The sequence below is a fragment of the Sporosarcina sp. P1 genome, assembly GCF_002743155.1.
Lineage (GTDB): Bacteria > Bacillota > Bacilli > Bacillales_A > Planococcaceae > Sporosarcina > Sporosarcina ureae_B.
Window position 1 is genome coordinate 96,810 of sequence record NZ_PDYS01000004.1, and the last position, 26,353, is coordinate 123,162.

The window sequence follows — 26,353 nt, forward strand, 5'->3', positions numbered from 1 at the left end:
CTTCACTTCCTGTAACATTGGATAATGGCCGATTATTGATTCAACTTATTTTATCAGCACTTCAATTTTCTCTTTATTCTGTTCAACTAGTTCCTCTAATAACTGATTTGATTCTTCGTTATAATCTGATATCTGATTTTCATTATCATTATCAAAATGATTTGGCCCTATTTTTTCTTCCAGGTACGTAAGCACGTAGGCATTTTGTTCACTTACTCTTCTGGTATATTCCCGTTGAAATTCCTTTGTATCCATATCAAACTTTTTTGCCTGCGATTCAGCAAATTCCCGTATTTGCTTGCTATTCAGATCTTCCGTGTCTGCAGGTGGCAGTACTGCAAACGTGTCACTATCTGCATCCAGATGTCCAGAAATATCAAGGCCCATTTTCTTCACTTCCTGTTTCACCAGTTCTATCCGTATGGCACCGTCCAAATAGTTCAATGCTGTTTTATCGGGTAATAAGAACCGTAAATCCCCAACCGTGATCTCCTGCCCATTTACGATGGCTGCTGGTTCATCATTATCATATTTCGCTATACCGCTGCAGCCCGATAGCAAGATAAGGAGAAGCAGCACGAAACAGAACTTCATAGATTTTAACACCCAGACACCTCCTATTCTTTATTAATCTGTATTGAAAAAAGCTTGCCATATAAGCTTGTTTCCTTCTTGTTTAAGTACTCTTAATCCTTTTAAATTCCTAAGAATGGCATGGAACAACGCTTGATGTACACTAAGCACTTTCAAACTTTCCATTTTCAAACTCCTTGCATACTAAATTCACTATCTCAATGGAATTAGGAGAATCCTTCTGTCCTAATGGCATCCTTTTGTTTAGATACTTCATTCTCTTTTTTGACGTATTAACCATCTTGAGTAAAAATGTAGCTCCCCGATTATTAATCCAATTAAAATGGCGACAACAGCAGATTTATAATCAGGTTTACCAAATGAAAATGTAACAACTATAAATCCAATTAATAAACCAAAAATTATACTTATATAAGTTTTATATCTTTCCTTCAAGTATATTTTCATAGTCAATCCCCCTTCTAACAACTATTCATCAATATGGACCTATTATGAAAAAACCTCATTCAGTTTTCGCGCACAATTGTGTTGTTTATCATTGAGTTATAACAACATATCCAATCCAGCCGATCATTATTATTACTGGCACAATCAGCAAAATCGATAACCACATTATATTTTTCTTAAGCGATAAAGCTGAACCGAGATAAAAGAACGGCAAGATTATTCCCCACCATCTGAGTATTGGTGTAGCAGCTAAATAAAACGAAAAAGGTATTATTAGCAAGAAAGAAATAACGAGAAACAGTGGCTTTTTCTTAATTAAAGAAACAATAGAAAAAATAATGGAAGCAAGCATAAATGGCCAAAAAAGTATAACCATATTTCACCCTCCTATCTTTTATATAACACCGATGTATTACTTTCTCGACAAAATGGCCCGATTATGTTGTTTTACGCGATGCTTCTGTTAAGCAATTGCCACGAATGTGAAAGTAATAGTACCTCTACTTTTCATTGAATTCCAAAGAAGTCTTGTCTATTTGAATATTGGGATTTACAGCCAACAATGAATGTATAAGTTCACTTTCATTTCTTGGAGATATATTTATCACGTCATATTTACCATAAAGAATCTCCAACCTGTCAACGGATAGAGCAGGCGCTGTAAATGGACTTTTCGTTCTGCTGATTTTTTTGATCTCGTTGATATTTACCTTACTTTTAAACGGACCAAATTTTAATTTCAGCAACTTCCCCTCAACCTTATAACCTGTTCCAAACCAAATCCATATTAATAAAGCTAGAATGGATGCACCTAGGATATATCCAGGGATACTTTTATAAGTGATTAGTTGCCAGCCAACAGGTTTTCCACCGAATATGTAAATTAAAATTATGAAAAGTATAAAACCCCAAACGATTAAGAAAAACCAAATGTCTTTCTTGGTTGGAAAATACATTTGAATCACCTCTATTTAGACACTCATTCCATTAAACGGATCGTTTGTGGAAAATAATTATGCAGTTATCGCGTCCGTTAACGGATTATTATTTTAAAGGTTTCTTAAATACATAGCTTACTTTGTCATAATCCATCTTCTCCTCATAAAAACGATGGGCGTCTGTTCGCTGTAATCCCGATGATAAGGCGACACTTTCATAAGCATTTTCTTTAGCCCATTCGTGTACGTAAGCCAGAAGCTTTTCGCCATATCCATTTGAACGTTTATTCTTATCGGTAACTAAATCACATACCCATACAAAACGCCCGTAATAAAGAGTTATCATAGGTTTAAATCCTGTAACAGCGACAATTTCGCCTTGGTCATACAAGGCAAACAATCTGTACATATCCTTTTCTTTGGCCTCTGTTACCAAATCAAGATAGGCTTTTTCATCAAGATGTGTACGTAATTGATTCATCACTGGAAAAGCTTCAAGAATTTCCTTTTGAGATTGGAGTTCTCTGATAGTTAATGTATCCATTGGCAATTTCCCCTTTTAATTTTTTTCACAATCTGGTTCGATTGCGGAAAATGCTTAGTCACTTATCACGCCCTCTTGCAGGAAAATAGTTATCCCATAAGATGTGTTATAAAATATAGAAAACCATATGACCCTAGCGAACCAATACTTATTACTAAAACCATCACCGATAAGATTAAAGGTCTGTAATCTGACCTCTCCTTTGAATTAAAGAGGAAAATAAGGGATACACATATACTGGCGATAAAAAAGATCAACCATAGAATATTTATCGTGAAACTTTCAAAGTTTATAAGGAAATTAGCTATATAAAATATGTTTATTAACAGCAGTATAGTTAAAATCATTTTTTTCAAAGTAACACCCCTAATCACCTAGATTATCTTCCCAATTTACTCAACAATGTGGACCGATTGTGGAAAATCCTTATTCAGTTATCGCCCTCGATATACAAAGACTAACTAACCTACGCGCCAAGGTTTTGATTACCGATTATGGTTATCTATTTTCTTCTCAATTTTATCGAGTTGCTTTTTTCGCTTATTATTAGAACGAATCAATAAAACAACCGGGACTATAATTATTGATATTGTTGGGCAACCTTTTACTATGACTTAATTACTCTTTTACGACTCTAATATCTTTTATTGAATTCCTGGCAATTGAGTCTTCCTTCGTTATCTGATGACCTTCAACAAGTGAGATATAATAATGCTCGTTCGATAAAGGATAAAAGTTCTGATCTTCTTGCTTTTTTTCAAAATAGATGGTGTATCTGTGTTTGGAATCTGTTTTTAACTCCCAACTTCCACCTGATTCCATAGTGGCATTTGCTGATATTCTATTGGCAGTGTAGCCTTTTTTAGCTTCTAGCAATTCAGCTACAAAATAACTGTTTTCATTTTGTTCGATCACTAATATTTCTATTTCATCCGTTGTAGTTATCAAGTCAATACTTCCTTTAATTCCTTCGCTTTGAATCAGGTCTTCCAAAGCAGCCTCTGGTGATGGGAAGTAATTTATATTATTCTCTTCGCTACAAGCTGATAAGAGGAAAAAACTTGTCATTAGTAAGGTAACTATAAAATGCTTGATGATATTCTCCTCCTTCTAATCCCTTATTTGGACCGATTACAGCAAAGTCCTAATACTCAAATACACTCGATTGTTTAACTGACTAGTAGAAAATAATAATATTTTACTTCATGCAATAAACTGCTTAATTTAAAATATGAAGTAAAGGCGATATATGCTGCAATCGCTCCAAATGCACATAGAATGATGGTACCTCCGCTATTAAGCATCTTTCTTTTTTTCTTATAAAGAATAAGCGTCACTACAACGATGATCAAAAGATAACAACCCGATAGAATCAGCACGGATCGCCCCCGTTTATGGATTTTCTTTTCTGTCTTTATCCTTTATTGCCTTTATAGTTTCAGGGATGACGACAAAGACTAGTATTCCACCCATCATGGTTAAATAGGTGTATAGACTTATTACTTTCATTAAAAAAAGCAAGAGCATAACGGCAAGTACGAATATTCGCCAGTAAAAGAGAGATTTCTTTTTCATCAAAACACCCTCATTTCTCTGCAAAATGGCTATATTTTGAAAAATCCTTATTCAGTTATCGCTCCTACTTATGGGATTACCAAAGGGGTTCATCTTTTCCACTTAATTTAATTTTAGAAATAATAAACGGAACAAATATTAGACTTAACCATCCCAAAGTTAATAATCTCTGTGATTCAGCAGAGATGTATTGTCTGTCACCACAATTGGGACAGTTTTTTCCCTTCTTTGAAAATCCAAGAGCGATTATGTCTTTGGCATTCCACTTGTAATTACAATTAGTGCAACGTGGCATGATTATCCCCTCCTCTTCTTCATTACCCTATATTCAGAAAATGGCCCGTTTGCGATATTAGGGCGATTACTCGTGCAGCAAACGCCCCCGTTTATTGCACATATTTATTGTCAGGAGATTTCGATTCGCTTTTAAGAAATAACACAGAAATTAACATAATTATGCCTATAATCCCTACTATGAATTCAGCGATGTAAAAGTCAGAATCTCTTATTAAACGAATAAGAAATCCTCCACCAAAGATTATTGTCATACTCATACCAAGAATTAGAAATGCAGTTTTCATTGCTTCCCCTCCAAGCATAAACTATTTCGCAAAATGGCCCTATTCTTGTATAAACCTATTCACTCGCGGTCTTTTCACCATATTTATTTTCCATAACGTAAAAAACAAAAAGTATTATGAGAATCACAATTGGAGTTGTACTATGCTCCATTAACCCGAAGTACGGCAATATTAAAGACAGAAGTATGAATGTTGTTGCTACCAATCTTATGATAATAAGGTTTTTAGGATGTTTTTTATTATCCAAATTACTCTCCCCTTTTCTAAAAAAATGGCCTGATTTTGGAAAGGACGCAAATCTTTCTTCAAGAATTGCGCCCGATAATGGAATACGGCTATCTTTTTCTATTCATTTGAAAGGCTGTCATGGATGCCGAGAACATCAACAAACCTCCTCCAAAATTCATTATTCTATTGCCCGTGTCGCCCAAACTATTAATCGTCAAGGAAACCATAAATACCCCAATTACCATTGCGAAAACTATTAATACCTTTTTCCACACGCCAATCCCCCCTAATATTTAAGTCAGTATGCTGCAAATTGGCCCGATTGAGGCATAATTCTTATTCAACAACGGCTCCCATTCGTTGAAGTACACACTTTCTAAAATCCTTTATTTTTCTTCGGTTTTTTAATACTGAAGTATGCTCCTAAAATTAAACCTACCGCCGACAATCCATAGATCACAGATTTACTATCCGTATGAATATTTAAACTAGATGTAACCACAGCCAATATAAGTGAAATCAATATGAGTAAATAGAATGTAGATTTCATTTTCTCACGACCCTTGTCTACTAAAATTTGCTATTGCTAAAAAAGCCCTAACTATATTAAATTGGCCGCTTCCTTGTATACGTTGTACCACCATCACGCCATTTTCTAGCTCATCAAATTCAAATTAAAAGCACAACTTCCACTTCACATTCCCCTAAACTCATTTGGCACATGAACTAAAACATACTTTTTCGTCCACATTTGGGTCGTAATGAGTAACGATTCACCTTCTTTTTCAAAGAAAAGGCCTGAACCTTCCTTTGCTTTAAATACCCAACCTTTGGAGCCAATCATTTCTTTAATCGTTTCATCAGCTATTGAAACGCCATCATTCTGACTTCTTGTGATATACCAAATGAAGTCTTCATCCGTAGCGATTTCTATAATCTTTTGATCCGAATCATTCAATTGTCCAATGACTTCTTTTGCCGATCGGTTTTCTATCGGTAGAGAGGGATAATAGGATTTATTCACAATCATCCACACAGCTGCCATAACTGCAAATACCGCTGCGATCATGCCAATCCATTTCACACGCGCTCACCCATTCCTACAAATTGTCGATACACATACACCACGTTGTGTTATTCACTTCTCCCCAACTGAAGCGTCTCAACCATTTTGCTGCTGTTTTTCCCGTTCTTCTCGCTCGAGAATATATCTCTCGTATGCATCGTTCACGCCATCGTACGCATCGACTGGAACGGTATGTTGATGTATTTCCTTCAACAACCAAAACGACCTGAAAATCACTCCGACGATGATGGCAGCTAACACATACCAACCTAGAGGTCCTATAAACGCCAAAATCCCTAAAACACCCGCCACCAAAATACATCCTACCAACTTCATACTCTCTCTCCTTTACCCTGCATGCGACGTCAGATTTTCTACCACGATCATCTCATCTATTTTCATAATCCCATCAACTGAATATGCGTTTCCTCATCGTCTTTAAACACTCGCATATATTCATACGTCCGATCCAATGTAATGGTGTATAACTTATACTCGTCTTTTGTTGGTTCATCATTCTGCTGCAAATAAATCTGGAAAGAATCTTCATCCGTTCGTATATCCAAATCACCAAATCCTTTTCCACTATCCAAGAAATCTTGATTTAGATACACATATCGTTTCATTTCGTTTTCTGAGAACATATAGATGCCATTGCCCTCAGCCTCTTCAGACGTTTCTATACCGTCAATGAAACTTTTCACATCTGCATTGACTTGGTCGATGGACACTTCAGAATAGGTTAATTGCTTCTCACCACACCCTACCAACACACCCATAACCAGCAGCAACACGAATAATTTCTTCATGTTATATACGCCTCCTGTCAGTTTAATGCCAAAACCATCGCATAAATACTTCCAACAAATATACCATTATTTCCAAAGATTACATATAGCACATGTAATATTCTGCAATAAAAATTTAGAAGGAGTTTGATAATTCGCAATCTTCTACTCCGATATGGTAAAATGGAAGTGAAGTCAGGTTCTCTTTCTTGAAAAGCATACTAGTTTTTTATTATAAGGAGGAATGGCAAATGACTAAAGATGGTAGACAAGAGATTATTAAAAAGAACGAAATGCGGTCGAAGGAAATTTCCAAAATGATTGGCGAAGGCGGAATCGGAGCGGAAAAGTATTACGATATTAGAAAAAAAACGTCTACAGAATATGTATCAGAAGAACATAAAGAGAATGAATCTGACGGCAATAAATAGTTTAGTTATCTACTACAGAATTCCATAGAACGACCCACGAGCCACTTTCCTATAAGATGGAAAGTGGCTCGTGGTGTTTGCATATACAAAAAAGACCCCCGCATTTACACGGAAGTCATTACTTACAATATATACTTATCAATCTTCAAAACCAATTCTGCAATTTCTGGCTTACTCACTTGGTCGTCCGCTCCAACACTTTCCCCTTTATGTTTCAAGTCATCTGTGATGAGTGAAGAGAAAATGATAATCGGCAGCTCGGTAAGTTTTGGCGTCTCACGAATACGCTTCGTGAAATGATGGCCGTCCATTTGTGGCATCTCGATATCTGTGATAACCAACTGGACTTCCTTCTTCACATCGATGCCATCCGCCACTAGCGTCTCCAAATAATCAAATGCATCTTTGCCGTTTTCATAGAAGTCGAGATTCGCGTAGCCTGCTTCACTGAGTGTGTCATACAATAACTTCCGCAATAACGGGGAATCTTCCGCAATCAAAATGCGTTTATCTGAACGCTCACGCTTCCCTAGCTTCTTCACTTGCTCCACGTTAATGCCTGCATCCGGATTAATATCCATAATGATCTTTTCGAAATCGAGCAACAGCAACATATCACCATCGAGCTTGATGACGCCAATTACCTGAGAGTTTTCTGCCGCATAAATGCCAGACGGTTTCTCGATCTGATTCCAAGAAATTCGGTGGATCTGCGTCACGTTATGTACGCGGAAAACGACCGTTTGTTTATTGAAAGAAGCGACGATATACTTTGCATCTTCTGGATGGCTTGAAGGGGCCATTCCTAAGATTTTCTCCATACTGACAACCGGTAGCACTTCACCACGCAACTGAATAATTCCTTCCACCGCAAAATGGGCATGGGGAATCGGTGTGATCTTCAATGGCATGATAATTTCCTTCACTTTGATCACGTTAATGCCATAACGGTTACCTTGCATCTCAAATCCGACTATCTCCAGCTCATTTGTGCCGCTTTCCAATAAAATTCCTGAATCATTGGACACATTCTTCCACCCTCTCAGACGATATGGTCTATTGCTAATATATGTATTCATGGAACATACAATTCCTTGGTGCGATAGAACTAGTATATCACACCAATTGACTATCAATCTATGACAGGTTAAATAAATCTTGTAGTGAAATGAGGTTAGGGATGTACCAATCCTTGCTTATCGGACTCCGCCAACCAGTTTTCGAACTGCGGCACCGTCAATGGTTTTGAGAAATAATACCCTTGGAAAGTCAAATCCGATTTCAAATCAAGCAAGAATTCCACTTGTTCCATTCTCTCTACTCCTTCAACGACTACCGTAAGATCCATTGAACACCCCATCACAATAATCGCATTCAACACCGCACACTTCTTCGCTGGCGCGGGTACTTCATCCGTAAAGGATTTATCGATCTTCAGCGTCGAAATGGGCATCTGCTGTAAAAAGGACAATGACGACACGCCTGTCCCGAAATCATCAAGCGCGATCGAGAAGCCATAACGCCTGAATCGCTTCATTGCGGCAATCGCTTGGGTAGTGGACTTCGCCGTACTCGTTTCCGTCATCTCCAGTTCAATACGACTTGGATCTAGTTGGTACGTATTGATTTCCTTCCATAATAGATCGAGTAAATGTGGTTCGATCACGTATTCGCCGGGAATATTAATGGCTACTTGTGGCACATGAATACCTTGCGAATCCCAGTTATGAATCTGTCTGCACACTTCGCGAATAACCCAATCCGTCACTTCCCCCATTCGCCCTTCTTGCTCCAGAATCGGAATGAACGTCGCTGGGGAGATCGCTCCAAGTTTCGGATGCGTCCAACGAAGCAACGCCTCCAGCCCGACGAACTCATGGGCAGCCCCTTTGACTTTCGGTTGATAGACGAGATAGATATGTTTTTCATCCAACGCTTCGGAAATATCGCGCAAGACATCTTGCTCATAGGACATGCCGTGGATGGTAGGATCGAACGTCAGCAATCCCCACTCATGTGAAGCCGCCGCTTGTTCCACCACCATTGACGCTTCTTTATATAACGTCTTCACAGATTTGTTCTGATCAGCCTTCGCTAATCCACATATATAGCGCATCTCTTGGTTTTTAATAGGGAGTAGTTGATCGATATCACGTTGCATGACAACTAAGTTTTTATAAAAATCTACTGTGCGTCCCGTTTGATCCACAAAAAACAAATAACGATTTCCACTAACACGATACAAATGTGCATACGAAGGTTTCCACTTCGCAAGCAACTCACCAACTTGCTGCAGAATGATATCTCCTTCTGAGTAGCCATATAGTTGATTGATACGCGGTAGATCAGGGAAACTCCAAATCGCCACATCTCCGGCCGCGACTTCATCAGTCAAACAACGCTCCCAATTTCGGCGATTCGGTAGCTTCGTCAGAACATCGAAATACTTCAGCCAATAATCGACATAGCCGTCAATATAGGAAGTCAATAACATGCCAAGAAGCAACAGCCCAACTCCGACGCCGATCAATGTATTCATCACTTGCATATGCATAACGGACTCACGTAACGCTTGTCCGTCTTCTATATAATAGTCGGTACCGATTATGACAAAATAATGCATCGCTAACGTACCTACTGTCAAATACAATGTAGCAAACCCTTTTGATATACCGCCTTGCTTCACCTGATTCACACCGCGAATTGCTAAGTAGGCAAATAATCCACCCACTATATTACTCGCCACCACTAATTTCCAATCAATGCCGATATAAGCGTCTAGCTTGATCGCTTTCATGCCAAGCAAATGCATAGTACTCATCCCGATCGCAATGAGAATCGCAGCCATGATATGCCGAGAGCGTGCTTTCAACGGACTTTGAACGAGTTGAAACGTCAGCAACATCGCAAGAAAGATAGGAAAAATACAAATAATGGCCCAACCGTAATGTACATGGATTTCAATAGGCAACAATAGCGAATTGATCGTCAGAAAATGAGTCGACCAAACCCCAAATGCCAACGACAAGGAAGTGAGTACGAGCCATACTCCCCGTTTGAAGATGCTTGGTTTTAGCATGCGTTCATATAATACGAGTGTGGTATAGGAAGCGAATCCCATCACTAAAAACGACAACAACATCATCTTCAGTGAATACGTTCCGAATATTTGTGTGTATTCTTGGTAGTCAGTCATCGAAAACATCCGCTTCACCTCCTCAGCCTATGCGATAGGAAAATTCATACTTTATCATGTTTCTAAGTACTTACAACTAACGTAGTACAAAAGACAGTACTTCCTATTTATTATTTACTATTTGCCTATGGTAGTCAATCGTTTTTGTGTTACTTAGGATATAAGTCTACATAAATTATAAACAATACGATAATTATATACTGTTTTCTGATAATTATATAATCATACCCTCTATGTTGGAACAGAAAACGTTGGATTATGGTAGAATAAAGCAAATTACGGAATTGAAGGAGAGATACATATGCCCATCTATAATAAACTCGTCCGCGATCTCATCCCGGAGATCATCGAGGCGGATGGAAAAACTTGCGTGACTCGCTTACTTAACGATTCAGAATACATAGCTGAAATCAATAATAAGATGCACGAAGAATTGGCGGAGTACGAAGAAGCGACTAACGCGGAAGATGCTGTCGAAGAACTATCCGATTTACTAGAACTGATTCATGCAGCGGCTGCCTACCACGGTGTGACGGTAAAGGAACTCGAAGCCGTACGCGCAAAAAAAGCTAACGCACGGGGTGGATTTAATGAAAGAATCTATCTAGTGGAAGTAACGGATGACTAAACTGCGCCTGCTGACGAAAAACTTGTTGGATGACTTGAAGCGGCTAACTGCGGAGGCGGATACAATTTACTGGATGACAGCGTTCATGATGAAGTCCGGAGTGAACGAAGTACTTCCCGCTTTACGTGACGCCTCTATGCGTGGTGCCGATATTAAAATTCTAACCGGTGATTATTTGTCTATTACACAACCCGATGCGCTACAGTTATTAAATGAAGGTTTACCAACTGCCGAACTTCGGATGATCGAAAGTGGCGGCACTTCTTTTCATCCGAAAGCGTATCTATTCAAATCACCAAACAGCTCTACCGTCATCATAGGATCGTCTAATTTATCCCGTTCTGCTTTGACGAATGGAATCGAATGGAACCTCTACGCACCATCGACAGTCGACGAAGACATTTTCGAAACGTCTGCGGATGAATTCATGAAACTGTTTTTGTCACCGAGTACGGTACCCATCAACAACGAACAAATCGATTTATATAGAGCGCGATACGAAGAGACGAATCGGAAACTCCCCTTTAGTTCAGTATGGGAACCTAAGACGGAAATCGAAATGACATTCGGGGCAACTGAACAAGAACAAAGCAGCACCGTCGATCCAACTGCACCTTATCAATCATCTGTCTTAGATCCACGACCTGCACAACAACTGGCTCTCACTGCGCTCAATCAAACCGTTGAAGCCGGGTATGAAAAAGCACTCGTCGTCCTTGCGACAGGACTTGGAAAAACGTATCTAGCTGCTTTCTTTGCAGAGTCATACAAGCGTGTCCTATTTATCGCGCACCGTGAAGAATTACTCACACAAGCACAAGCTTCATTCGCACGCGTCTTTCCGAACCGTACAAGCGGAATTTACAACGGCCAGCAAAAGGACGCAGATACGGAGATCATCTTTGCATCAATTCAGACACTGGCAAGACAATACCATTTACACCGATTCTCAAAGACTGCGTTCGATCTGATTGTCGTGGATGAATTCCATCATGCGGCCGCCACTACATACGAACGGGTACTCGATTACTTCACACCCGAATTCCTGCTCGGTCTAACCGCAACACCCGACCGACTCGACAATAAAGACGTCTACAGTCTATGCGACGGCAATGAAGCGATCTCAATTCACTTCCTTGACGCCATCCGGCAAAACTGGCTCTCCCCTTTCGTCTACTACGGTGTGATGGACGAAACGGATTATAGTCAATTGAAGTGGCGGAATAATCGCTACGATGAAGAAGAACTATTGCGCTTGCAACTACGCGCCAGTTACGCACAAGCGGTACTTGACGCATGGAATGAAAATAAACAAACCCGCACGATTGGATTTTGTTCTTCCATTAAACAAGCTATTTACTTAAGCGACTATTTCACAAAAGCCGGCTACCGATCACTTGCCTTACACGGAAATACGGATCGGCAGACACGCACCCATGCACGGAATTTGCTAGAAACAGGCCAACTCGACATCATCTTCACCGTCGATCTATTCAATGAAGGCGTCGATATCCCGAGCGTAGATACACTCCTATTCGCCCGCCCTACCGAATCACTAACTGTCTTCACCCAGCAAATCGGACGCGGCTTGCGTTTAGCTACCGGCAAAACGCATTGCGTCATCATCGACTTGATCGGGAACTACCGCAATGCACGGAAGAAATTCGAAGTCTTTAACGAAAATAAAGAATTGCCTGCGAAAATCAGTAGCGAAACATTTAGCGAATCCGGCTATTTCGAGTTCCATTTCGAAACGACCCTCATCGACTTGCTGGAAGCGATGAAACAAAACGAACCGATACAACAACGACTCATTAACGCGTATTTCGATTTAAAAGCAGAACTTGGCCACCGCCCGACGTATCTCGAATATCATTTGAAGGCAAACGAAGATGCGAAGGCTATTCAGCAGAAGTTTAAGACGTATCCTGTTCTGCTAGATCACGCCAAAGAATTGAGTGCCATGGAGAAAGAAGTACTCGCACAACATAGAGACCTTCTCATTGAAATCAATAAAACCTTGATGAATAAAAGCTATAAGATGATTCTACTCAAGTACATGCTGACAAGAGGCGCAGCGAATTGGTATCAACCGGTGACTCCAATTGAAGTTGCCTCCTTCTTCCATACGTATTTAATGGAGAAACCTTATCGTCGTGATACGGACTTATCGGATAGACAAGGTCAGTCACTTCGAGAATATGATGAAGATAAAGTAGCGAAGTTGATTGCTACCATGCCGATGACGAAGTGGAGTGGATCTTCGAAAGGTTTGTTTGTGTTTGAGGATGGTGTGTTTGGTACGCAGATAGCAATTGAAGCGCAGCATGAGGATGTTTTGTTTGGTTGGGTACGGGAGATTTGTGAGTATCGGTTGCATGGGTATTTTGAGAGGAAGAGTTTTAATTAAAGAAGGCTGAATAAATACTAAAGAACTTGCCTCAATTGAAGAAGTAAAATTTTATAAAAAGACGTCCAATTTCTCTAAAATCGGACGTCTTTTTATTGAGTAGATTATCACTTGATATTTACGGCTTTTGTCCAACGAACTGGATGACATGGGACAGTCCTTTATGGAGGTCGCCTTCATGGCGTGTGACCTCTCCTATAAAAAAGTAAATGATTCGCCAATCACTGAATGCGTCTAGAAAGTCTTCCGGTCGGTAGAGAAAATCCAGCTCTTTGGGGCCTCCGCTTTGATACGGGATTTGGTATTGTGAATAGACTTCCGCTATAAAATACCCTCCAGGTTTTACGGCTTCTTTGACTCCATGAAGGGTTTTCAGTCGGACTTCTTCTGGGAAGTGGCCAAAAATATTCACAACGCCATCCCAATGATTCTGCTGCCACTGTGCTTCTGCCAAATCGACCAGTTGCGTGTTCACTTGGACACCTTGTTTTTCTGCCAACTTTTTCGCCTTATCCAATCCGGATTCGGCATTGTCCCATGCCGTGACGTGCAGCCCCTGTCTGGCCAGGAAGACGGCGTTTCTTCCTTCCCCTTCCGCGATGGTCAAGACCTCCCCAGATAAATTCCCCTGCATATCCTTTAGAAATACATTCGGTTCGGTCCCATAGATATACTTCTCGTCATTAAAGCGTTCATTCCAGTTCACCATTGTACTGCCTCCTTAGTTTTGGAGTGATTTCTGCAACTCCCAACAACGGTGTGTTTGCGATCGGCATTGGGCAAGCAAGTCCTTTTGCATCAAATGATTTATCTGTCTAAATCATTTAAATCCCTCTATACTGCGCAGTTGTTCGGGCCCGTCTCCATTTCCTTCGCTTCTTCAGGCGGTGGATTAATCTTGCCCATATTTGTCTGTCGGATTTCTTCATATGCATTCGGCTGATCTTTCAGACCTTCCGTTACCCGCTTGATAAACTTTTCTTCATCTTTTATCTGCAGGCCTTCATTGTTCTGATAAAGAACAGACAGTTTCGCTGAAACACTGGCGTCTTCATTGAGCTCACTGACATCCGAGTAATGAGCCGGAAGCACAAGCAAATCATCAGCCATTTTTTTGTAGCGGCTGTAGAGGGTTTCGTACAGATCTTCTGCCCAGTCGCCCGCTTTACCGGCAAGATCTGGGCGGCCGATGGATTCTACAAACAGAATGTCACCCGTGAGCAAGTACTGATCATCGACCACAAATGTCGTGCTGCCTATTGTATGCCCCGGAGAGTATACAGCTTCGATCTCTGCGCTACCGACTTGAAGTTTCATGCCGTCAGTGACTGGTTCAAATTTAAAAACAACTTCATCCGCATCATCTGGCGGCAAGTAATAGGTAGCATCCGCTGAGTCCGCCAGTTTTTTACCGCCTGAAATATGGTCCGCATGCAAATGCGTATCAATGACATGTGTTATCTTCAGACCTTTTCCCCGCGCAAACTCTTCGTAGGTTTCTGTCATCCGACTAGCGTCAATAATTGCCGCTTCCCCGTCGGATTCGACCATATAGGATAAGCATCCTTTACCAAGTCGCACGAATTGATAAAGAGCGCCTCCGGGCAATTCACCAATTTTGACTGCTTCCAGCTGTTCACTCCAGGCTGCCATGCCGCCTTCAATCGAGTAGACATTGTCAAAGCCCTGTTCTTGCAAATAGGAAGCCGCTTTTTGGGAAGTGTTCCCTCTTGCACAGACTGTATACACATTCTGGTCTTTCGGCAAATCCTCCAGACTCGTTGAATTGGGATCACTCAGCTCCCTGAAAGGGATGTTGACGTATTTGACTTGATCTCCTTCAATCTGCCAGTCAGCCGCTTCGTCTTTGCCGCGTACATCCAGCACATAAACCGGTTCTTTCTGAAACACCTGATTCGCCACTTTCTTTGGTGATACTGATTTAATTTCCATAAATAATTCCTCCTTACCATAAACTATTATTTACCGCCCGAGGTATACTGTACGGTAAAAAAATTTAGCTTAAACTGTCTTATCAATACAGCGAATCAATCTTTTTTCAATATCTACCGCAATTTCCTTCAGCGAATCGTTATTAACCATTTCTATCAGCGCACTCGGTTTCGGCATGCCTATTTTTGTTGTACCCTCCTCTTCAAAGATAACAATTTTGCATGGAAGGAAATACCCAACGAGCAGATCTTCGGACAATACGCGGTTTGCTTCCTGCGGGTTGCAGACTTCAAGAATCGTATATGGTGTATCGAAATCAGTGCCTTTTTCCTGCAGTTTCGCAGTCAAATCGAAATTCCAGAGGACACCGAATTTTTCGTCCTTCAGATTCGCTTCCAGATCCTTCACCGCTTCATCCTTGCTCTTGCTTGTTTCCACTGTGTAATCAAACATTTGTATTGCTCCTCTCTTTTGTGTACTCATTCTTTTCTTAAACTTCCCGTATTAATCCCGCCAAAACATTTCTTCTGGAAATAAGCCTTTACTACTTAGTGAAAATAACGAAAAACAAAAACGCCATCCTTCCAGGAGAGGCCCAATTTCCGTCTGAATCGCTTCCCACACAATTAACATGAGTGACAAAAGCAGTCATCACTTTATTTACTGTTTTATCTCCCAAAGCAATGTTTTCTAAATTACTTTAGACATAGTAAATGTTTTCACTGCAACTCCTTTGAACATAGACAGCATTTTAGGTTTGATATCAAATGCATAAATCGCATTCTCAGTTTTTAGCCATTAGAATCGGGAAATAAACATTCCCAAAAGCAAACGAAGACGCCAAAGCCATTCAGCAGAAGTTTAAGACGTATCCGATTCTTTTAGATTATGCGGGTGAGCTGGGTGACTTGTAGAAAGAGGTACTCACTCAATACAGAGACCTACTCATTGAAGTCAATAAAACCTTAGTGAATAAAAGCTATAAGATGATTCTACTCAAGTACATGCTAACAAGGGGCGCATCTGATTGGTATCAACCTGTGACGCCTAACGAGGTCGCCCCTTTCTTCCATACGTATTTAATGGAGAAACCTTATCGCCGTGATACGGATTTATCGGATAAGCAAGGCCAGTCACTTCGGGAATATGATGAAGGTAAGGTTGCGAAGTTGATTGCTACTATGCCGATGACAAAGTGGAGTGGATCTTCCAAAAGTTTGTTTGTGTTTGAGGGTGGTGTGTTCGGAACGCAGATAAAAATTGAGGAGCAGCATGAGGTTATTTTGTTTGGCTGGGTAAGGAATATTTGTGAGTATCGGTTGCATTGGTATTTTGAGAAAAAGACTCCAATACGTTAAAACGCAAAAAAGTAGCGGCCGTTGTTTAAACTGTAACTTTTTTATGTTTCACACCTTGGATTTCTAAGGCTTGCTTCAGCTACTTAGAGAGTAATATCTAATGCTTATGTTACTCGGCAAGTGTCTCATTTCAATCCACCCTTTCACTAATGTCGGGGGATAAAAAGAGGGACTGACTTACCTCCATCTTTATATGGCAGTATGCGGAGAAGTAAATCACGGTCTTGATTCATTTGCATTTAAAACTCCCGAAGACGCTCGAGAATTCGTGGAGAACATACACGAAATGTTTGCGCTTGATTTTATGTTTATGTCATTAGGTGTTAGACCAGGATATTTTTAAATAGTGAAAAGTATCCTTACTCTATAAATGAACCGAACCCTAAATGATAGACACTTTAAAAAAGTGACCCCATTTCCTTGGATTTCAATTCATTTCTACTAGTTCAATAATTTTGTCATTATCATGTTCGTAAAACTACACTTTTACGAACATATTGAAATGGACTCAAAAGCAGCGTTAAGAATGTTCATAAACGTATCAAAAATATTTATGAACGTTCAATAATTTACACACACTTTTACGAACAACTTTTAGGTATAATGAAAGAAAAGAATCTTTTTCGAGGTGAATTATGGAACAACGCAAATTTGGTTACATACGCGTCAGCAGCAAAGATCAAAATGAAGGTCGGCAATTGGAAGCTATGAAAAAATTAGACATTAATGAACGCGATATCTATTTGGATAAGCAAAGCGGAAAAAACTTTGAACGTGTAAACTATCAATTGCTCAAACGGATTATCCGAAAAGGCGACATTTTGTATATACATTCGCTGGATCGGTTTGGTCGGAACAAAGAAGATATCCTACAGGAATGGAATGACCTCACGAAAAATATTGAAGCGGATATTGTAGTGTTAGATATGCCATTGCTCGATACGACACAATACAAAGATAGTATGGGGACATTTATTGCAGATCTGGTCCTGCAGATTCTTTCATGGATGGCTGAAGAGGAACGAGAACGCATCCGGAAACGGCAGCGTGAAGGAATCGATTTGGCCTTAAAAAAGGTGTTCGATTTGGCAGACCAACAGTTCTTGTTACAGAGGAATTCAAAGAAGTTTATAAAGGTGGAAATCCGGAGAACTAACAGCAGTGAAAGCCATGCAGGAAGCCCAAGTAAAAAAGACCAGCTTTTATAAATTGGTTAAAGTACTCGAAGAAGAGATAGCAAATACTTTATAATAGCAGAAACTCAATAAAAAGAAGGACTACCAAAGTCAGTGAGTAACTTTAATAGTCATTCTTTTTCATTTATACTCTTGTTATTTTTTTGATTATAGCTGAAAATCTTTAACTATTCTATACCAATTATTCAGGTGTGTAACTTTTAATATACTCATTCTTTATTTTCTTTTCATTGCTTACAAAACAAACACTGTGTCGCGCTCTTGTAAAAGCAACGTAATATGGGGCTCTCGATTTTAAATGTGTCTGAAAATCGCCTGATTTTAAAAATTTATTTAATGGACCATTACATAATATCAAAACTCGATCAAACGTAAGGCCTTTCGACTTTCTAAAATTCATTGGAAGACTTTCACCTTCAAATTTTGTTTTTCTATCATATCGTAATACTTGAGGCTTATATTTTGATATATAACTTTCAATTTCTTGGCTAGTAATAAGAAATACACCATCATGTCCTGTTGCTTCCTGATTTAAAGATTTTGTTTTAGGCATCTCTGGATAAAGTAAATCTGCTAAATCACAAATTTCTTGATTGCTTCTATAACAATCTGTTTTATAACTAATTATACAAAACCCTTTATCTTCCCACTCTTTAAACAGGTTAAAGATATGCTCACCTTTTTTGTTCTTATTTTTGGCTGAATGATTGGTGAAAAGTACCGCTTGTCGGTTATCGCCTACCACTACAATTTTAATTTCCGACTTAAATAGTTCAAATAGAAAATCTAAATCATACCCAGCTAAATCTTGCACTTCATCAATCATAATTACGTCATACAAACTCTCTAGCCTTTTAATAATCGCTCGATTAGAGAGTCTGTTAACTTCCATGATAAAGTCGCACATTTTATCCGTGTAAATATATTTTCCAGCTCTAAAATAATATCTTTCAGTATGACTCTTTCTTACATAATTCGTAGATCGACCAGTGACAAACTCGATGTTTTCAATTCTATTCTTATCATATAAAAAATTTTGATATGGCCTTACACCATCGCTTAATAGAAATGAAAACCAAGTCTGAATTTTCACGTTGGAAGGAGTACATCCTGAGTCCTCAAAAAACTTCCTTTTTATTTCCTCAGAATTTTCAATAGTAAATGTGGTAATTAAAATTCTTTTATTTAACATTTTATTTGCCTTACAAATTAGTTCACTTGTTTTTCCAGATCCGGCAGCAGCAATTATTACTTCGTTATTGTATTGCATTTTCTATATACTCCGGTATCTTCAGAATTTCATCACTATCAAATAATTGCATCGCACACTCGCTTTTCTTACTTGGACTTGTCATATATTTTATTAACGCTTCTTCAGTAGAGTAATCAACGTCTAAAATTTTGTTCAAAAAATCCACGCCATTTACTTTAACGAGCTGTGGCTCTAATGTTCTATAATTTTCATCAATACCGTAATTAATACTGATACTAGGGTGGTTTAAGTATCTTTCACCATATTTTTTAGTTATATTCTTTTCAATATCACCATCATTATCCGTAATGATAGAAACATTCTTTGATAATTTATCGGCAATCTCCAAATACCGCTTAAACGAAAGACCTCTTATCGTAATTACATCCACTCCATCTTCTATTGGAAGTCTTCCATATTTTTGTGAATATGCTTTTTGAACTATCAATTCATCGGATGGCCCTTCTACTAAAATAGCCTTTTCGCTTAAAATTAATCGAAGAGTATCATAACCAGGAAGCTTTTTGAAATAATTATAAGTATCTTCATCAAGGTCTTTTAAAGTCATTGTATTACCCTCGTTCAGAAAAATAACATGATCTAAACCGAGTTTATTCAAAACATAAGTGCTGTGAGTAGTAATTAATAATTGCTTTCCCACGCATTTCTCAGAAATCTGCTTAACCAATTTGCTCATGTTAGTATATGATAAATGAGTCTCAGGCTCTTCTATTAAAATAACATGCACATCTTCTAAGTTAGTTTCTAAGGATAGTTTTAATTTAATGGAATTTTGTTCTCCTTTTCCGATTAAATCAAAGGGTATATCATCTAAATAAGCTGTTAAATGGCTCTCCCAGCCACTCTTTTGAGAAACATCTAAGGATATACTTAAACCTTTATCTGATATCTCTCCCGTCTTACTGGATAAGCTAGTATTGATATCTTTTATAGCATCTATGCTAGAAAAGCTTTCTTTTAAATCTCTGTAGTTCACGTTCAATGCTACTCTTTGTTTTAAGTCCAATGTATTTCCAATAATACTGGAAATATATCTTTCTGTTCCATTCCAAGCTTTCCCTTCAGTGGCATCTATAAGCACACATTTTACGGGGTTACTTCGCGACGTCAATGGAGAAAAAGCAAACGAATACCATTTAACCGTATAATACTCGATAGGAATATTATTAATATCATTCGGATTTTTAATGTACTCTTTGTATTCTTCCGTAAACTCTTCATCCAACTCTATTGACAAACTAATCCCCCAGGTATCTTCTTTTAATGAGTTATTTGTCCCTTTCAAACTTGCTACGGTTTCATTTTCTTGAAAGTATACTTCTATTAGAATTTTTGGAGGTTCAACTGTCTTTTCATCTCGAAGAAAATTAAGATATGTGTTAACAGTTTTTCTATTAAAAATAAAAGGGGATATTTCATTATGTATACTTCTTTTGTTCAAATATGCAGTAAGTGCTAAGTTTATCGCTTCAAGTATTGTAGATTTTCCTTGCTCGTTATCCCCTACAATAATATTAATATCTTCATCAACATTTAGAGATAAAGATTCTATCGATTTAAAGTTTTTAATAATTACTTTTTCTATCATTTTGAATACTCCCCACTTCTTAAAGACTGTTATTATTCAATTTGAATATAGACTTGATTTAGAAATGTCCTGCAATTGAAATTTGCATACCATTTTGATTTTAACACAAATTCCCATTCCTCGAACAATTACTTCCCAAGCAATCTATCACTTCATACCAGAAGTGATTACATCCACGAGAATGTACCACTACCGCCTTAGTTTTTACCAGCGATTTTCACAGATTTTACTACTCGTTGCCGATGGGTTGCCAGTGGTATAACCTCAAGTATGTGAATTATAAAATGTTAAGGATTTGGGAAGATAAAAGCCTAATCCCATGTACCTTGAACGAGGGATTAGGCTTATGATCTTACACAACAGACGCCCCCTTTAACTGAACAACTTAAAGATGGCTTAATGGAAAAAGTTTAAAATGTATTTACTTAGTTCTTCTATGTCTTATTTTTTCACATTTTTCTATCTCGATAACAGTTTGTCCATCAATAAATATTGGACTTGATTCTATTAAAAAGGTTTTTGGGACGTACTTACCTCCTTCCTCGTCTAAACCTACATGTATATATTGGTTATTAATAATTTTATATAAGAGTATGTCACAATCTATATCACTGCTCTTTTTCTTTTCATTTTTATTTTTATTTTTATTGTAATAGACTGCTGAAGGAGATTCTAATACTTTATGTAGGTTGTAAAAAAAACGAATCTTCTTGGTCATATCTTTATAGTATTCTTTTTTCTTAGGATAAATATTCTTTATTGTCTGTTTAGTAATACTTCCATTTTTCACACCTTCATACCCGTTAAACCCCATAAATGGCTTCGCTTTCTTGTGACCTCTTCCATATTTAGCATTTGCAGCATAATGCAATCCTATTAAATGTGGGAAGTTCGTGTAACCGCATTTTAAGATTATGTTCTCTTCATTTTTTGTTTTGTATGTAAAGTTATAAGGTTCTATGTAAGAGTCATAATACTCCAGTATCAGTTTAAGAGTTAATTGATCAGCAGTAGGAGTACTGCTTAAATTCGCATAATCGTCTTTATTACTAACCAAGTCAGCCATATGTTTTTTCTCCTATAAAAAAATGACTCTGATAGTAACTACCAGAGTCATTTTGTAATATTAAATTTTTAAATAAGACGCATGCTACTATATGTGTATCCGTAGCAGGATGGGTAAAGCACTCTTATTATTTTTCAGCCCCTTGAGTAAAGGGGATACAACACTTAACGTCCATTGTGTTGTATAGCATTTTTAAAATGCCACTTGTATCTATTATATGCTACAAATTAATTATAATACGCTTAAATAGAAAAAACAAGCACTACGTTTTTGAATTTCTGCTAACATACTTATACTTTTTTAGAAATTTAAAAATTTGTTTTCGAATAGACCGTCGATAGAAAGCCTTTCGGCACTTTACCTTTTCATTTGACTTCTCAATAATGTCCTTCAATTTAAATCATAAATTGTCTAGCCTTAGCCGAGATTACTTTAACCACATCTCAGCGTATCATACCTACAATCCCGTCCAATTACTGAAAGTTAAATCAATTGCTGTAAGTTAAGACTTCATCTTTATTTCATTCTGGATTACCTTTGCAAAAGTTTTTTTGTAATCCGTTATATATTTACTTAAAAGATAGTGGCATTTTTTTATTTGAATTTAGGTGGCTAACTTGATTATACAATTGGCCAATAAAAAAGAGACTTTTTTTAAGATATTTCTATTGTGTTAGATTCCACAGACTTCACTTTTCGCTTTCTTGTTAGACCTTATTCCAATTCAATCAACCTCATTGTCTATACTATGTTTCTTGCAATTAACTGTCGGAAACTATCAAAATTACCATATTAATGGTACAATTTTAAGCTATCTAATACTAAGGAGATGTTTCTATGATTAAAGCTACTAAAATTAGAATGCATAACGGAAAAGAACAATCTAATGCAGTTACAGAAATTGAATCTATTTATTTAACTGGTATTAAGGATGATGGTTTCTATACTAAAGAGTCCATTCATGATTTTATTATTAAAAATCCGAATTCACATGTATATGTTGATATTTCCCCTAATCCTAAATTAATTGCTGCAAAAATGGGAAATCAAAAATACGTTCGTTCTGCGCCAAACGAAACTCCCGATGATAACTTATTAAAATTACCACGTGTATGATGAACCTTGTTTGGATAATAGATTGATTATAGATAAAACGTCTCCCTTTTGAAATAAAAAAGAGACGTTTTTTGCAGATCGAACATATTTACATGGTGTTGGAATTGATTCCTCTTTGATTTCCAATGACTGACTATAAGTTATAGCACCTCGCCATAAGGCAAATTCCTTATGCAACTTTCATCAAACCCTAACTTTTTTTCACCAAAATCCTTCTTGGATAGTCAGGGAGGGTCATTCGAATATATTCATAATTAGCACGTGAATCCATTTTTCCAAGTTATGAAAATCCTCTAATACCTATATCTATATCCTATATGATTGTTAACATTTTTCAAACATTGCATATAATACATTAAAATTCATCTTCTTCTGCCTCTTGTTCATTCATGTTAATAAGCTTCTCAATATGCATGTGGAGAGTTTATTCAAAAAACACGCATATTCAATTACTTCTTAAATAATGTGAAAACCACATACGAAAAAGAAGCTGCGGTATATGTTGAGTGGCAACTTCTTTTTATGAGATTATTCTTGCGGAGATTACACATTCACTTTTGAAGATGGGGCGCTATCCACAGACTACATCCATAAATAGAAAAGAGTTGTCAAATGAAACATTCAAAATAGCTGTAATAGCCGGAGATGGAATTGGACCAGAAGTAATTGACGAAGGCATCAAAGTAATGAAACGAGTCGCTGAACTAGATAGTCGGCTTTCCTTCGAATTCACCTACTTCCCATGGGGTTGTGAGTACTATCTCCAGCATGGAAAAATGATGGCAAGTGACGGAACGGATCATTCACTATGCGTTCGAAACGGATTCAAATCTCGGAAAGACATGGACTAGTATTAGTAAAGCCAATACGTTGAACTATTCAATGATCTTCTGGGTTCACGTATTCGAAGAAATAATTCAAGAGTATCCACATGCGGAAAACGCAAGCTATCTTGTCGATGCAGCTGCACTGTTGATAATCAAAGATCCCGCACGATTTGAAGTCGTTGATACGTCCAATCTATTTGGTGATATTTTGACGGATCTAGGCGCAGCACTTGGTGGTAGAATGGGACTAGCTGCTGGGGCGAATATTAATCCTGAAAAGACGTACCTTCCATGTTCGAACCGATTCACGGATCCGCCTCCGATATTGCCGGTCAGCATATGGCGAATCCGTTAGTTGCGGTTTAGTCAGCTAGCCAAATGGTTGATTTCTTTGGATTGGCAGACTATTGATTGGTCACCTAGAAGAGCTACCTGATACCCTTTCCTACTAAAACTTCTTATCCTTCGAGTTTTTCAATACGCTGCCGATCCAGTTTTTCTTTTTAAGGTAGTAATATAAACCCCACGTAGAAAGAACGATGACGATCAGCGCTCCCAAATAGCCATATTTCCACTTGAGTTCTGGCATGACGGCGAAGTTCATTCCCCATAAGGCACCCCAGGCCGCTACAGGTGTGAAGAGCATCGTGATGACGGTCAACGTCTTGACGATTTCATTGCCTCGGTGGGAGGATATGATGGATTCAAGGTCAATAAGATGCCCTATTTCTTCGTTGTATTCCCGGATCGTCTGGCGGCATCGGTTGATACGCCGACATGTCCGTTTGTAGAAACGACCTTCTAAAATGGTTTCACCGAACGCCTCCACTGTCGCTTCTTGGATTTCCATGAACGGAATGACGAGATTTTTCCAAACAAGTATTTCGTATCGATTATCCATAATCTGTTCGAAGACCGGTTCATCATTCTTTGCTTTGACGCTCCACAGTACATCATGCATTTGGTCTTCAAAGCATTCAATTTTTTGTAGGAACCCGCTAGTGATTTCTCCGATGAGAACCATGAATCCTTCGATGGCATCCTCTGCTTTGTCCATGTATTTCAGCACTTTCTGTTCAGAATCCGTAAAGAACGACGTATCCATGCCGTATGTCAGTAGGGTATCTTTCATGAGATAATAATGAAGAATCTTTTTTTCGCTGCGGATTTCAACGTTCTGGGAGTAGACGATGGAACCCCACATCGATTCCTGTCCTTCTTCACTCGCGTCCATTTCTAGATTGCTGTTTTGATGTTCAGATAACGACATTGCCCAGCGCTTGCTAGCAGATGGTAGATCCGGGAACGCGGAAATCTCCTGTTGAGTGGATCCGTCCATACGGATCCATGTCCAATTCTTATTTGCACGTACAGGTTCCACTATCTGATTACCCCCTTTTCCTGTTGCCTTTAACTTTCCTTGTCTAGAAACAAATTAAACATGTTGGAACAGGTAGCAGGTCTCCCACACCATTTATTTCATAGCAACTAAATAAAGCTTTTCAAAATAGCCGGCAATATCACCAATCCATTAACTTTGAGTTCTCTGAATTTGAAGACCATAGAAAGCTTTTGTTGGATTCAATTGAAGAGTTATTAGTGATGAAATCTGTTTTTGACTCCTGATTTTGCTGGTAGTGCTTCTATAAGTGAGGTTGTAAATGCGATAGTGACATTAATTGAATCCAAGTAGGCGTAAGGATCAATCTTTTACCTATTAAATCAGCACGCTATACTTGGTCTTAAATTGTACTTACCAACGAGCTGTAATCTTTTCCCGAATTCAATTTTTTCAATTGTCCTAAATCTACTTCATACGTATTTTTATAAGTCCGCGCAATTTCTTCAACAGGTGTTTTCGATCCATAGTACAGAATGTGGAAATCGTCATCGCGGTAGTGGACAACGAACACGTCATCGAACTTCTCAAATGTGTTCTTATTAAATACTATAAAACCATTACTCTGTTGCGCAGTCGTTTTAACGCTAATCATACGTCCTTGGCTCACCACGTCGAAACCATGCTGGTTCGTCTCGCGGGCGAGATGTCCGTTTGTCATCATGGCACAATACAATTCTCCAATCCTTCCAATCAGATGGCGTAACTCTGTTGGTTGGCATGACAAAACATGTAACTCAAAACGCAGCACTCGAATATATTCTTCGTACAGATGTTTAATCTGATCGGCACTAATAGTATCGTTGTCCTGCATTTCTGATGGATAGATGGTTTTCACTCCATCACGCCATTCCCCAATCACTACTTCTTCTTGTGTACTTTTCGACTTGTGATAAATTAGCCCTGTGTATGTAACATTTTCCCCAAGATACTTATATGTGCTCTTTGTAAGATACTCGAATAGATGTTTAGTAAATGTAATACCAGCATTAAAGCGGTTATAGCAAAAGTCTGATGGAATCACGCTTCCCGGTTTTGTGCCATGCAATAATTGAAGTTGATGTTTCAAATCACCTGCAGTAATGATATCTCCTTCTCTTCCTTCAAGCACTTGCTTGATCTGGTCATAAATCTTCAATATATTCGCTCCC

The 26,353-nt window shown here is 38.3% G+C and carries 29 protein-coding genes and 2 pseudogenes; 7 read left to right on the plus strand and 24 right to left on the minus strand.

Features of this window, described 5'->3' with window-relative positions; all coding sequences use genetic code 11:
* Positions 1-45: 45 nt before the first annotated feature.
* From CSV73_RS06685 to CSV73_RS06750, 14 genes are all read right to left on the minus strand, one after another.
* Positions 46-606, minus strand: coding sequence for a hypothetical protein (locus CSV73_RS06685; protein WP_233202846.1), 561 nt, complete (start codon positions 604-606; stop codon positions 46-48).
* A gap of 21 nt (positions 607-627) precedes the next feature.
* Positions 628-759 carry a hypothetical protein gene (locus CSV73_RS16825; protein WP_255397460.1) on the minus strand — a complete coding sequence of 44 codons (132 nt, stop codon included), beginning with the start codon at positions 757-759 and terminating at the stop codon, positions 628-630.
* Positions 760-846: 87 nt separating this feature from the next.
* The gene (locus CSV73_RS06690) at positions 847-1,041 is read right to left on the minus strand and encodes a hypothetical protein (RefSeq protein ID WP_099626962.1); all 195 of its coding nucleotides are present in this window, start codon (positions 1,039-1,041) and stop codon (positions 847-849) included.
* An 88-nt stretch (positions 1,042-1,129) separates the two neighbouring features.
* Complete coding sequence (locus tag CSV73_RS06695; protein WP_099626963.1) at positions 1,130-1,417, minus strand: hypothetical protein; 288 nt, start codon at positions 1,415-1,417, stop codon at positions 1,130-1,132.
* Positions 1,418-1,541: 124 nt separating this feature from the next.
* Positions 1,542-1,997 (minus strand): PH domain-containing protein, encoded by a 456-nt coding sequence (locus tag CSV73_RS06700; protein ID WP_099626964.1) that lies wholly within the window; start codon positions 1,995-1,997, stop codon positions 1,542-1,544.
* A gap of 88 nt (positions 1,998-2,085) precedes the next feature.
* Entirely contained in the window at positions 2,086-2,523 is a 438-nt protein-coding gene (locus CSV73_RS06705) for a GNAT family N-acetyltransferase (protein WP_085132555.1), read from the minus strand.
* 618 nt (positions 2,524-3,141) lie between these two features.
* A complete protein-coding gene (locus CSV73_RS06710; RefSeq protein ID WP_099626965.1) occupies positions 3,142-3,591 on the minus strand; it encodes a hypothetical protein in 450 nt (149 codons plus the stop codon).
* 324 nt (positions 3,592-3,915) lie between these two features.
* A complete protein-coding gene (locus CSV73_RS06720; protein ID WP_099626967.1) occupies positions 3,916-4,098 on the minus strand; it encodes a hypothetical protein in 183 nt (60 codons plus the stop codon).
* A 76-nt stretch (positions 4,099-4,174) separates the two neighbouring features.
* Positions 4,175-4,393 (minus strand): TIGR04104 family putative zinc finger protein, encoded by a 219-nt coding sequence (locus CSV73_RS06725; protein WP_099626968.1) that lies wholly within the window; start codon positions 4,391-4,393, stop codon positions 4,175-4,177.
* Between the two features lie 91 nt (positions 4,394-4,484).
* Positions 4,485-4,679, minus strand: a complete 195-nt coding sequence (locus tag CSV73_RS06730; RefSeq protein WP_099626969.1) for a hypothetical protein — start codon at positions 4,677-4,679, stop codon at positions 4,485-4,487.
* Positions 4,680-5,283: 604 nt separating this feature from the next.
* Positions 5,284-5,457 (minus strand): hypothetical protein, encoded by a 174-nt coding sequence (locus tag CSV73_RS16445; RefSeq protein WP_158232298.1) that lies wholly within the window; start codon positions 5,455-5,457, stop codon positions 5,284-5,286.
* A gap of 144 nt (positions 5,458-5,601) precedes the next feature.
* On the minus strand, positions 5,602-5,991 hold the full coding sequence (locus CSV73_RS06740; RefSeq protein ID WP_099626971.1) for a hypothetical protein: 390 nt from the start codon (positions 5,989-5,991) through the stop codon (positions 5,602-5,604).
* A gap of 78 nt (positions 5,992-6,069) precedes the next feature.
* Entirely contained in the window at positions 6,070-6,309 is a 240-nt protein-coding gene (locus CSV73_RS06745; protein ID WP_085132551.1) for an ATP-dependent Lon protease, read from the minus strand.
* A 62-nt stretch (positions 6,310-6,371) separates the two neighbouring features.
* Positions 6,372-6,782, minus strand: a complete 411-nt coding sequence (locus CSV73_RS06750) for a hypothetical protein (protein ID WP_099626972.1) — start codon at positions 6,780-6,782, stop codon at positions 6,372-6,374.
* 230 nt (positions 6,783-7,012) lie between these two features.
* Here CSV73_RS06750 and CSV73_RS06755 point away from each other — a divergent pair, with 230 nt between their 5' ends.
* Positions 7,013-7,192 (plus strand): hypothetical protein, encoded by a 180-nt coding sequence (locus CSV73_RS06755; RefSeq protein ID WP_085132549.1) that lies wholly within the window; start codon positions 7,013-7,015, stop codon positions 7,190-7,192.
* 122 nt (positions 7,193-7,314) lie between these two features.
* Here CSV73_RS06755 and CSV73_RS06760 read toward each other — a convergent pair whose 3' ends face one another.
* On the minus strand, positions 7,315-8,220 hold the full coding sequence (locus CSV73_RS06760; RefSeq protein WP_085132545.1) for a chemotaxis protein: 906 nt from the start codon (positions 8,218-8,220) through the stop codon (positions 7,315-7,317).
* Positions 8,221-8,366: 146 nt separating this feature from the next.
* A complete protein-coding gene (locus CSV73_RS06765) occupies positions 8,367-10,397 on the minus strand; it encodes a bifunctional diguanylate cyclase/phosphodiesterase (protein ID WP_099626973.1) in 2,031 nt (676 codons plus the stop codon).
* A gap of 292 nt (positions 10,398-10,689) precedes the next feature.
* Here CSV73_RS06765 and CSV73_RS06770 point away from each other — a divergent pair, with 292 nt between their 5' ends.
* Both CSV73_RS06770 and CSV73_RS06775 read left to right on the plus strand, forming a co-directional pair.
* Entirely contained in the window at positions 10,690-11,016 is a 327-nt protein-coding gene (locus tag CSV73_RS06770; protein ID WP_099626974.1) for a nucleoside triphosphate pyrophosphohydrolase, read from the plus strand.
* Positions 11,009-13,426, plus strand: a complete 2,418-nt coding sequence (locus tag CSV73_RS06775) for a DEAD/DEAH box helicase family protein (RefSeq protein WP_099626975.1) — start codon at positions 11,009-11,011, stop codon at positions 13,424-13,426. The genes CSV73_RS06770 and CSV73_RS06775 overlap by 8 nt, the downstream gene beginning before the upstream one ends.
* 118 nt (positions 13,427-13,544) lie before the next feature.
* On the opposite strand, the gene CSV73_RS06780 is transcribed toward CSV73_RS06775, so the two are convergent.
* The 3 genes from CSV73_RS06780 to CSV73_RS06790 form a co-directional block, all read right to left on the minus strand.
* Positions 13,545-14,135: a class I SAM-dependent methyltransferase gene (locus tag CSV73_RS06780; protein WP_099626976.1), complete on the minus strand. Its 591-nt coding sequence runs from the start codon at positions 14,133-14,135 to the stop codon at positions 13,545-13,547.
* Between the two features lie 125 nt (positions 14,136-14,260).
* A complete protein-coding gene (locus CSV73_RS06785; protein ID WP_099626977.1) occupies positions 14,261-15,379 on the minus strand; it encodes an MBL fold metallo-hydrolase in 1,119 nt (372 codons plus the stop codon).
* Positions 15,380-15,448: 69 nt separating this feature from the next.
* The gene (locus tag CSV73_RS06790) at positions 15,449-15,832 is read right to left on the minus strand and encodes a DUF302 domain-containing protein (RefSeq protein ID WP_099626978.1); all 384 of its coding nucleotides are present in this window, start codon (positions 15,830-15,832) and stop codon (positions 15,449-15,451) included.
* Between the two features lie 533 nt (positions 15,833-16,365).
* Here CSV73_RS06790 and CSV73_RS06795 point away from each other — a divergent pair.
* Both CSV73_RS06795 and CSV73_RS06800 read left to right on the plus strand, forming a co-directional pair.
* The gene (locus CSV73_RS06795) at positions 16,366-16,737 is read left to right on the plus strand and encodes a hypothetical protein (RefSeq protein WP_085132538.1); all 372 of its coding nucleotides are present in this window, start codon (positions 16,366-16,368) and stop codon (positions 16,735-16,737) included.
* Between the two features lie 635 nt (positions 16,738-17,372).
* Positions 17,373-17,988: pseudogene (locus tag CSV73_RS06800) on the plus strand (recombinase family protein).
* 126 nt (positions 17,989-18,114) lie between these two features.
* On the opposite strand, the gene CSV73_RS06805 reads toward CSV73_RS06800, so the two are convergent.
* From CSV73_RS06805 to CSV73_RS06815, 3 genes are all read right to left on the minus strand, one after another.
* Entirely contained in the window at positions 18,115-19,203 is a 1,089-nt protein-coding gene (locus tag CSV73_RS06805) for a UvrD-helicase domain-containing protein (protein ID WP_099626979.1), read from the minus strand.
* Positions 19,190-20,794, minus strand: a complete 1,605-nt coding sequence (locus CSV73_RS06810) for an ATP-dependent nuclease (RefSeq protein ID WP_099626980.1) — start codon at positions 20,792-20,794, stop codon at positions 19,190-19,192. Before CSV73_RS06810 ends, CSV73_RS06805 begins: the two co-directional genes overlap by 14 nt.
* Positions 20,795-21,215: 421 nt before the next feature.
* Positions 21,216-21,860, minus strand: coding sequence for a PBECR4 domain-containing protein (locus CSV73_RS06815; RefSeq protein WP_099626981.1), 645 nt, complete (start codon positions 21,858-21,860; stop codon positions 21,216-21,218).
* An 837-nt stretch (positions 21,861-22,697) separates the two neighbouring features.
* Between CSV73_RS06815 and CSV73_RS06820 the strand changes: the two genes are divergently transcribed.
* Both CSV73_RS06820 and CSV73_RS06825 read left to right on the plus strand, forming a co-directional pair.
* Positions 22,698-22,976, plus strand: coding sequence for a DUF3892 domain-containing protein (locus CSV73_RS06820; RefSeq protein ID WP_199092981.1), 279 nt, complete (start codon positions 22,698-22,700; stop codon positions 22,974-22,976).
* A gap of 563 nt (positions 22,977-23,539) precedes the next feature.
* Positions 23,540-24,166, plus strand: a pseudogene (locus tag CSV73_RS06825) (isocitrate/isopropylmalate family dehydrogenase); the annotation flags it as partial.
* A gap of 85 nt (positions 24,167-24,251) precedes the next feature.
* Here CSV73_RS06825 and CSV73_RS06830 read toward each other — a convergent pair.
* Complete coding sequence (locus CSV73_RS06830) at positions 24,252-25,184, minus strand: magnesium transporter CorA family protein (RefSeq protein WP_099626982.1); 933 nt, start codon at positions 25,182-25,184, stop codon at positions 24,252-24,254.
* Positions 25,185-25,545: 361 nt separating this feature from the next.
* Positions 25,546-26,340: a DUF7225 domain-containing protein gene (locus CSV73_RS06835; protein ID WP_099626983.1), complete on the minus strand. Its 795-nt coding sequence runs from the start codon at positions 26,338-26,340 to the stop codon at positions 25,546-25,548.
* Positions 26,341-26,353: the final 13 nt, after the last annotated feature.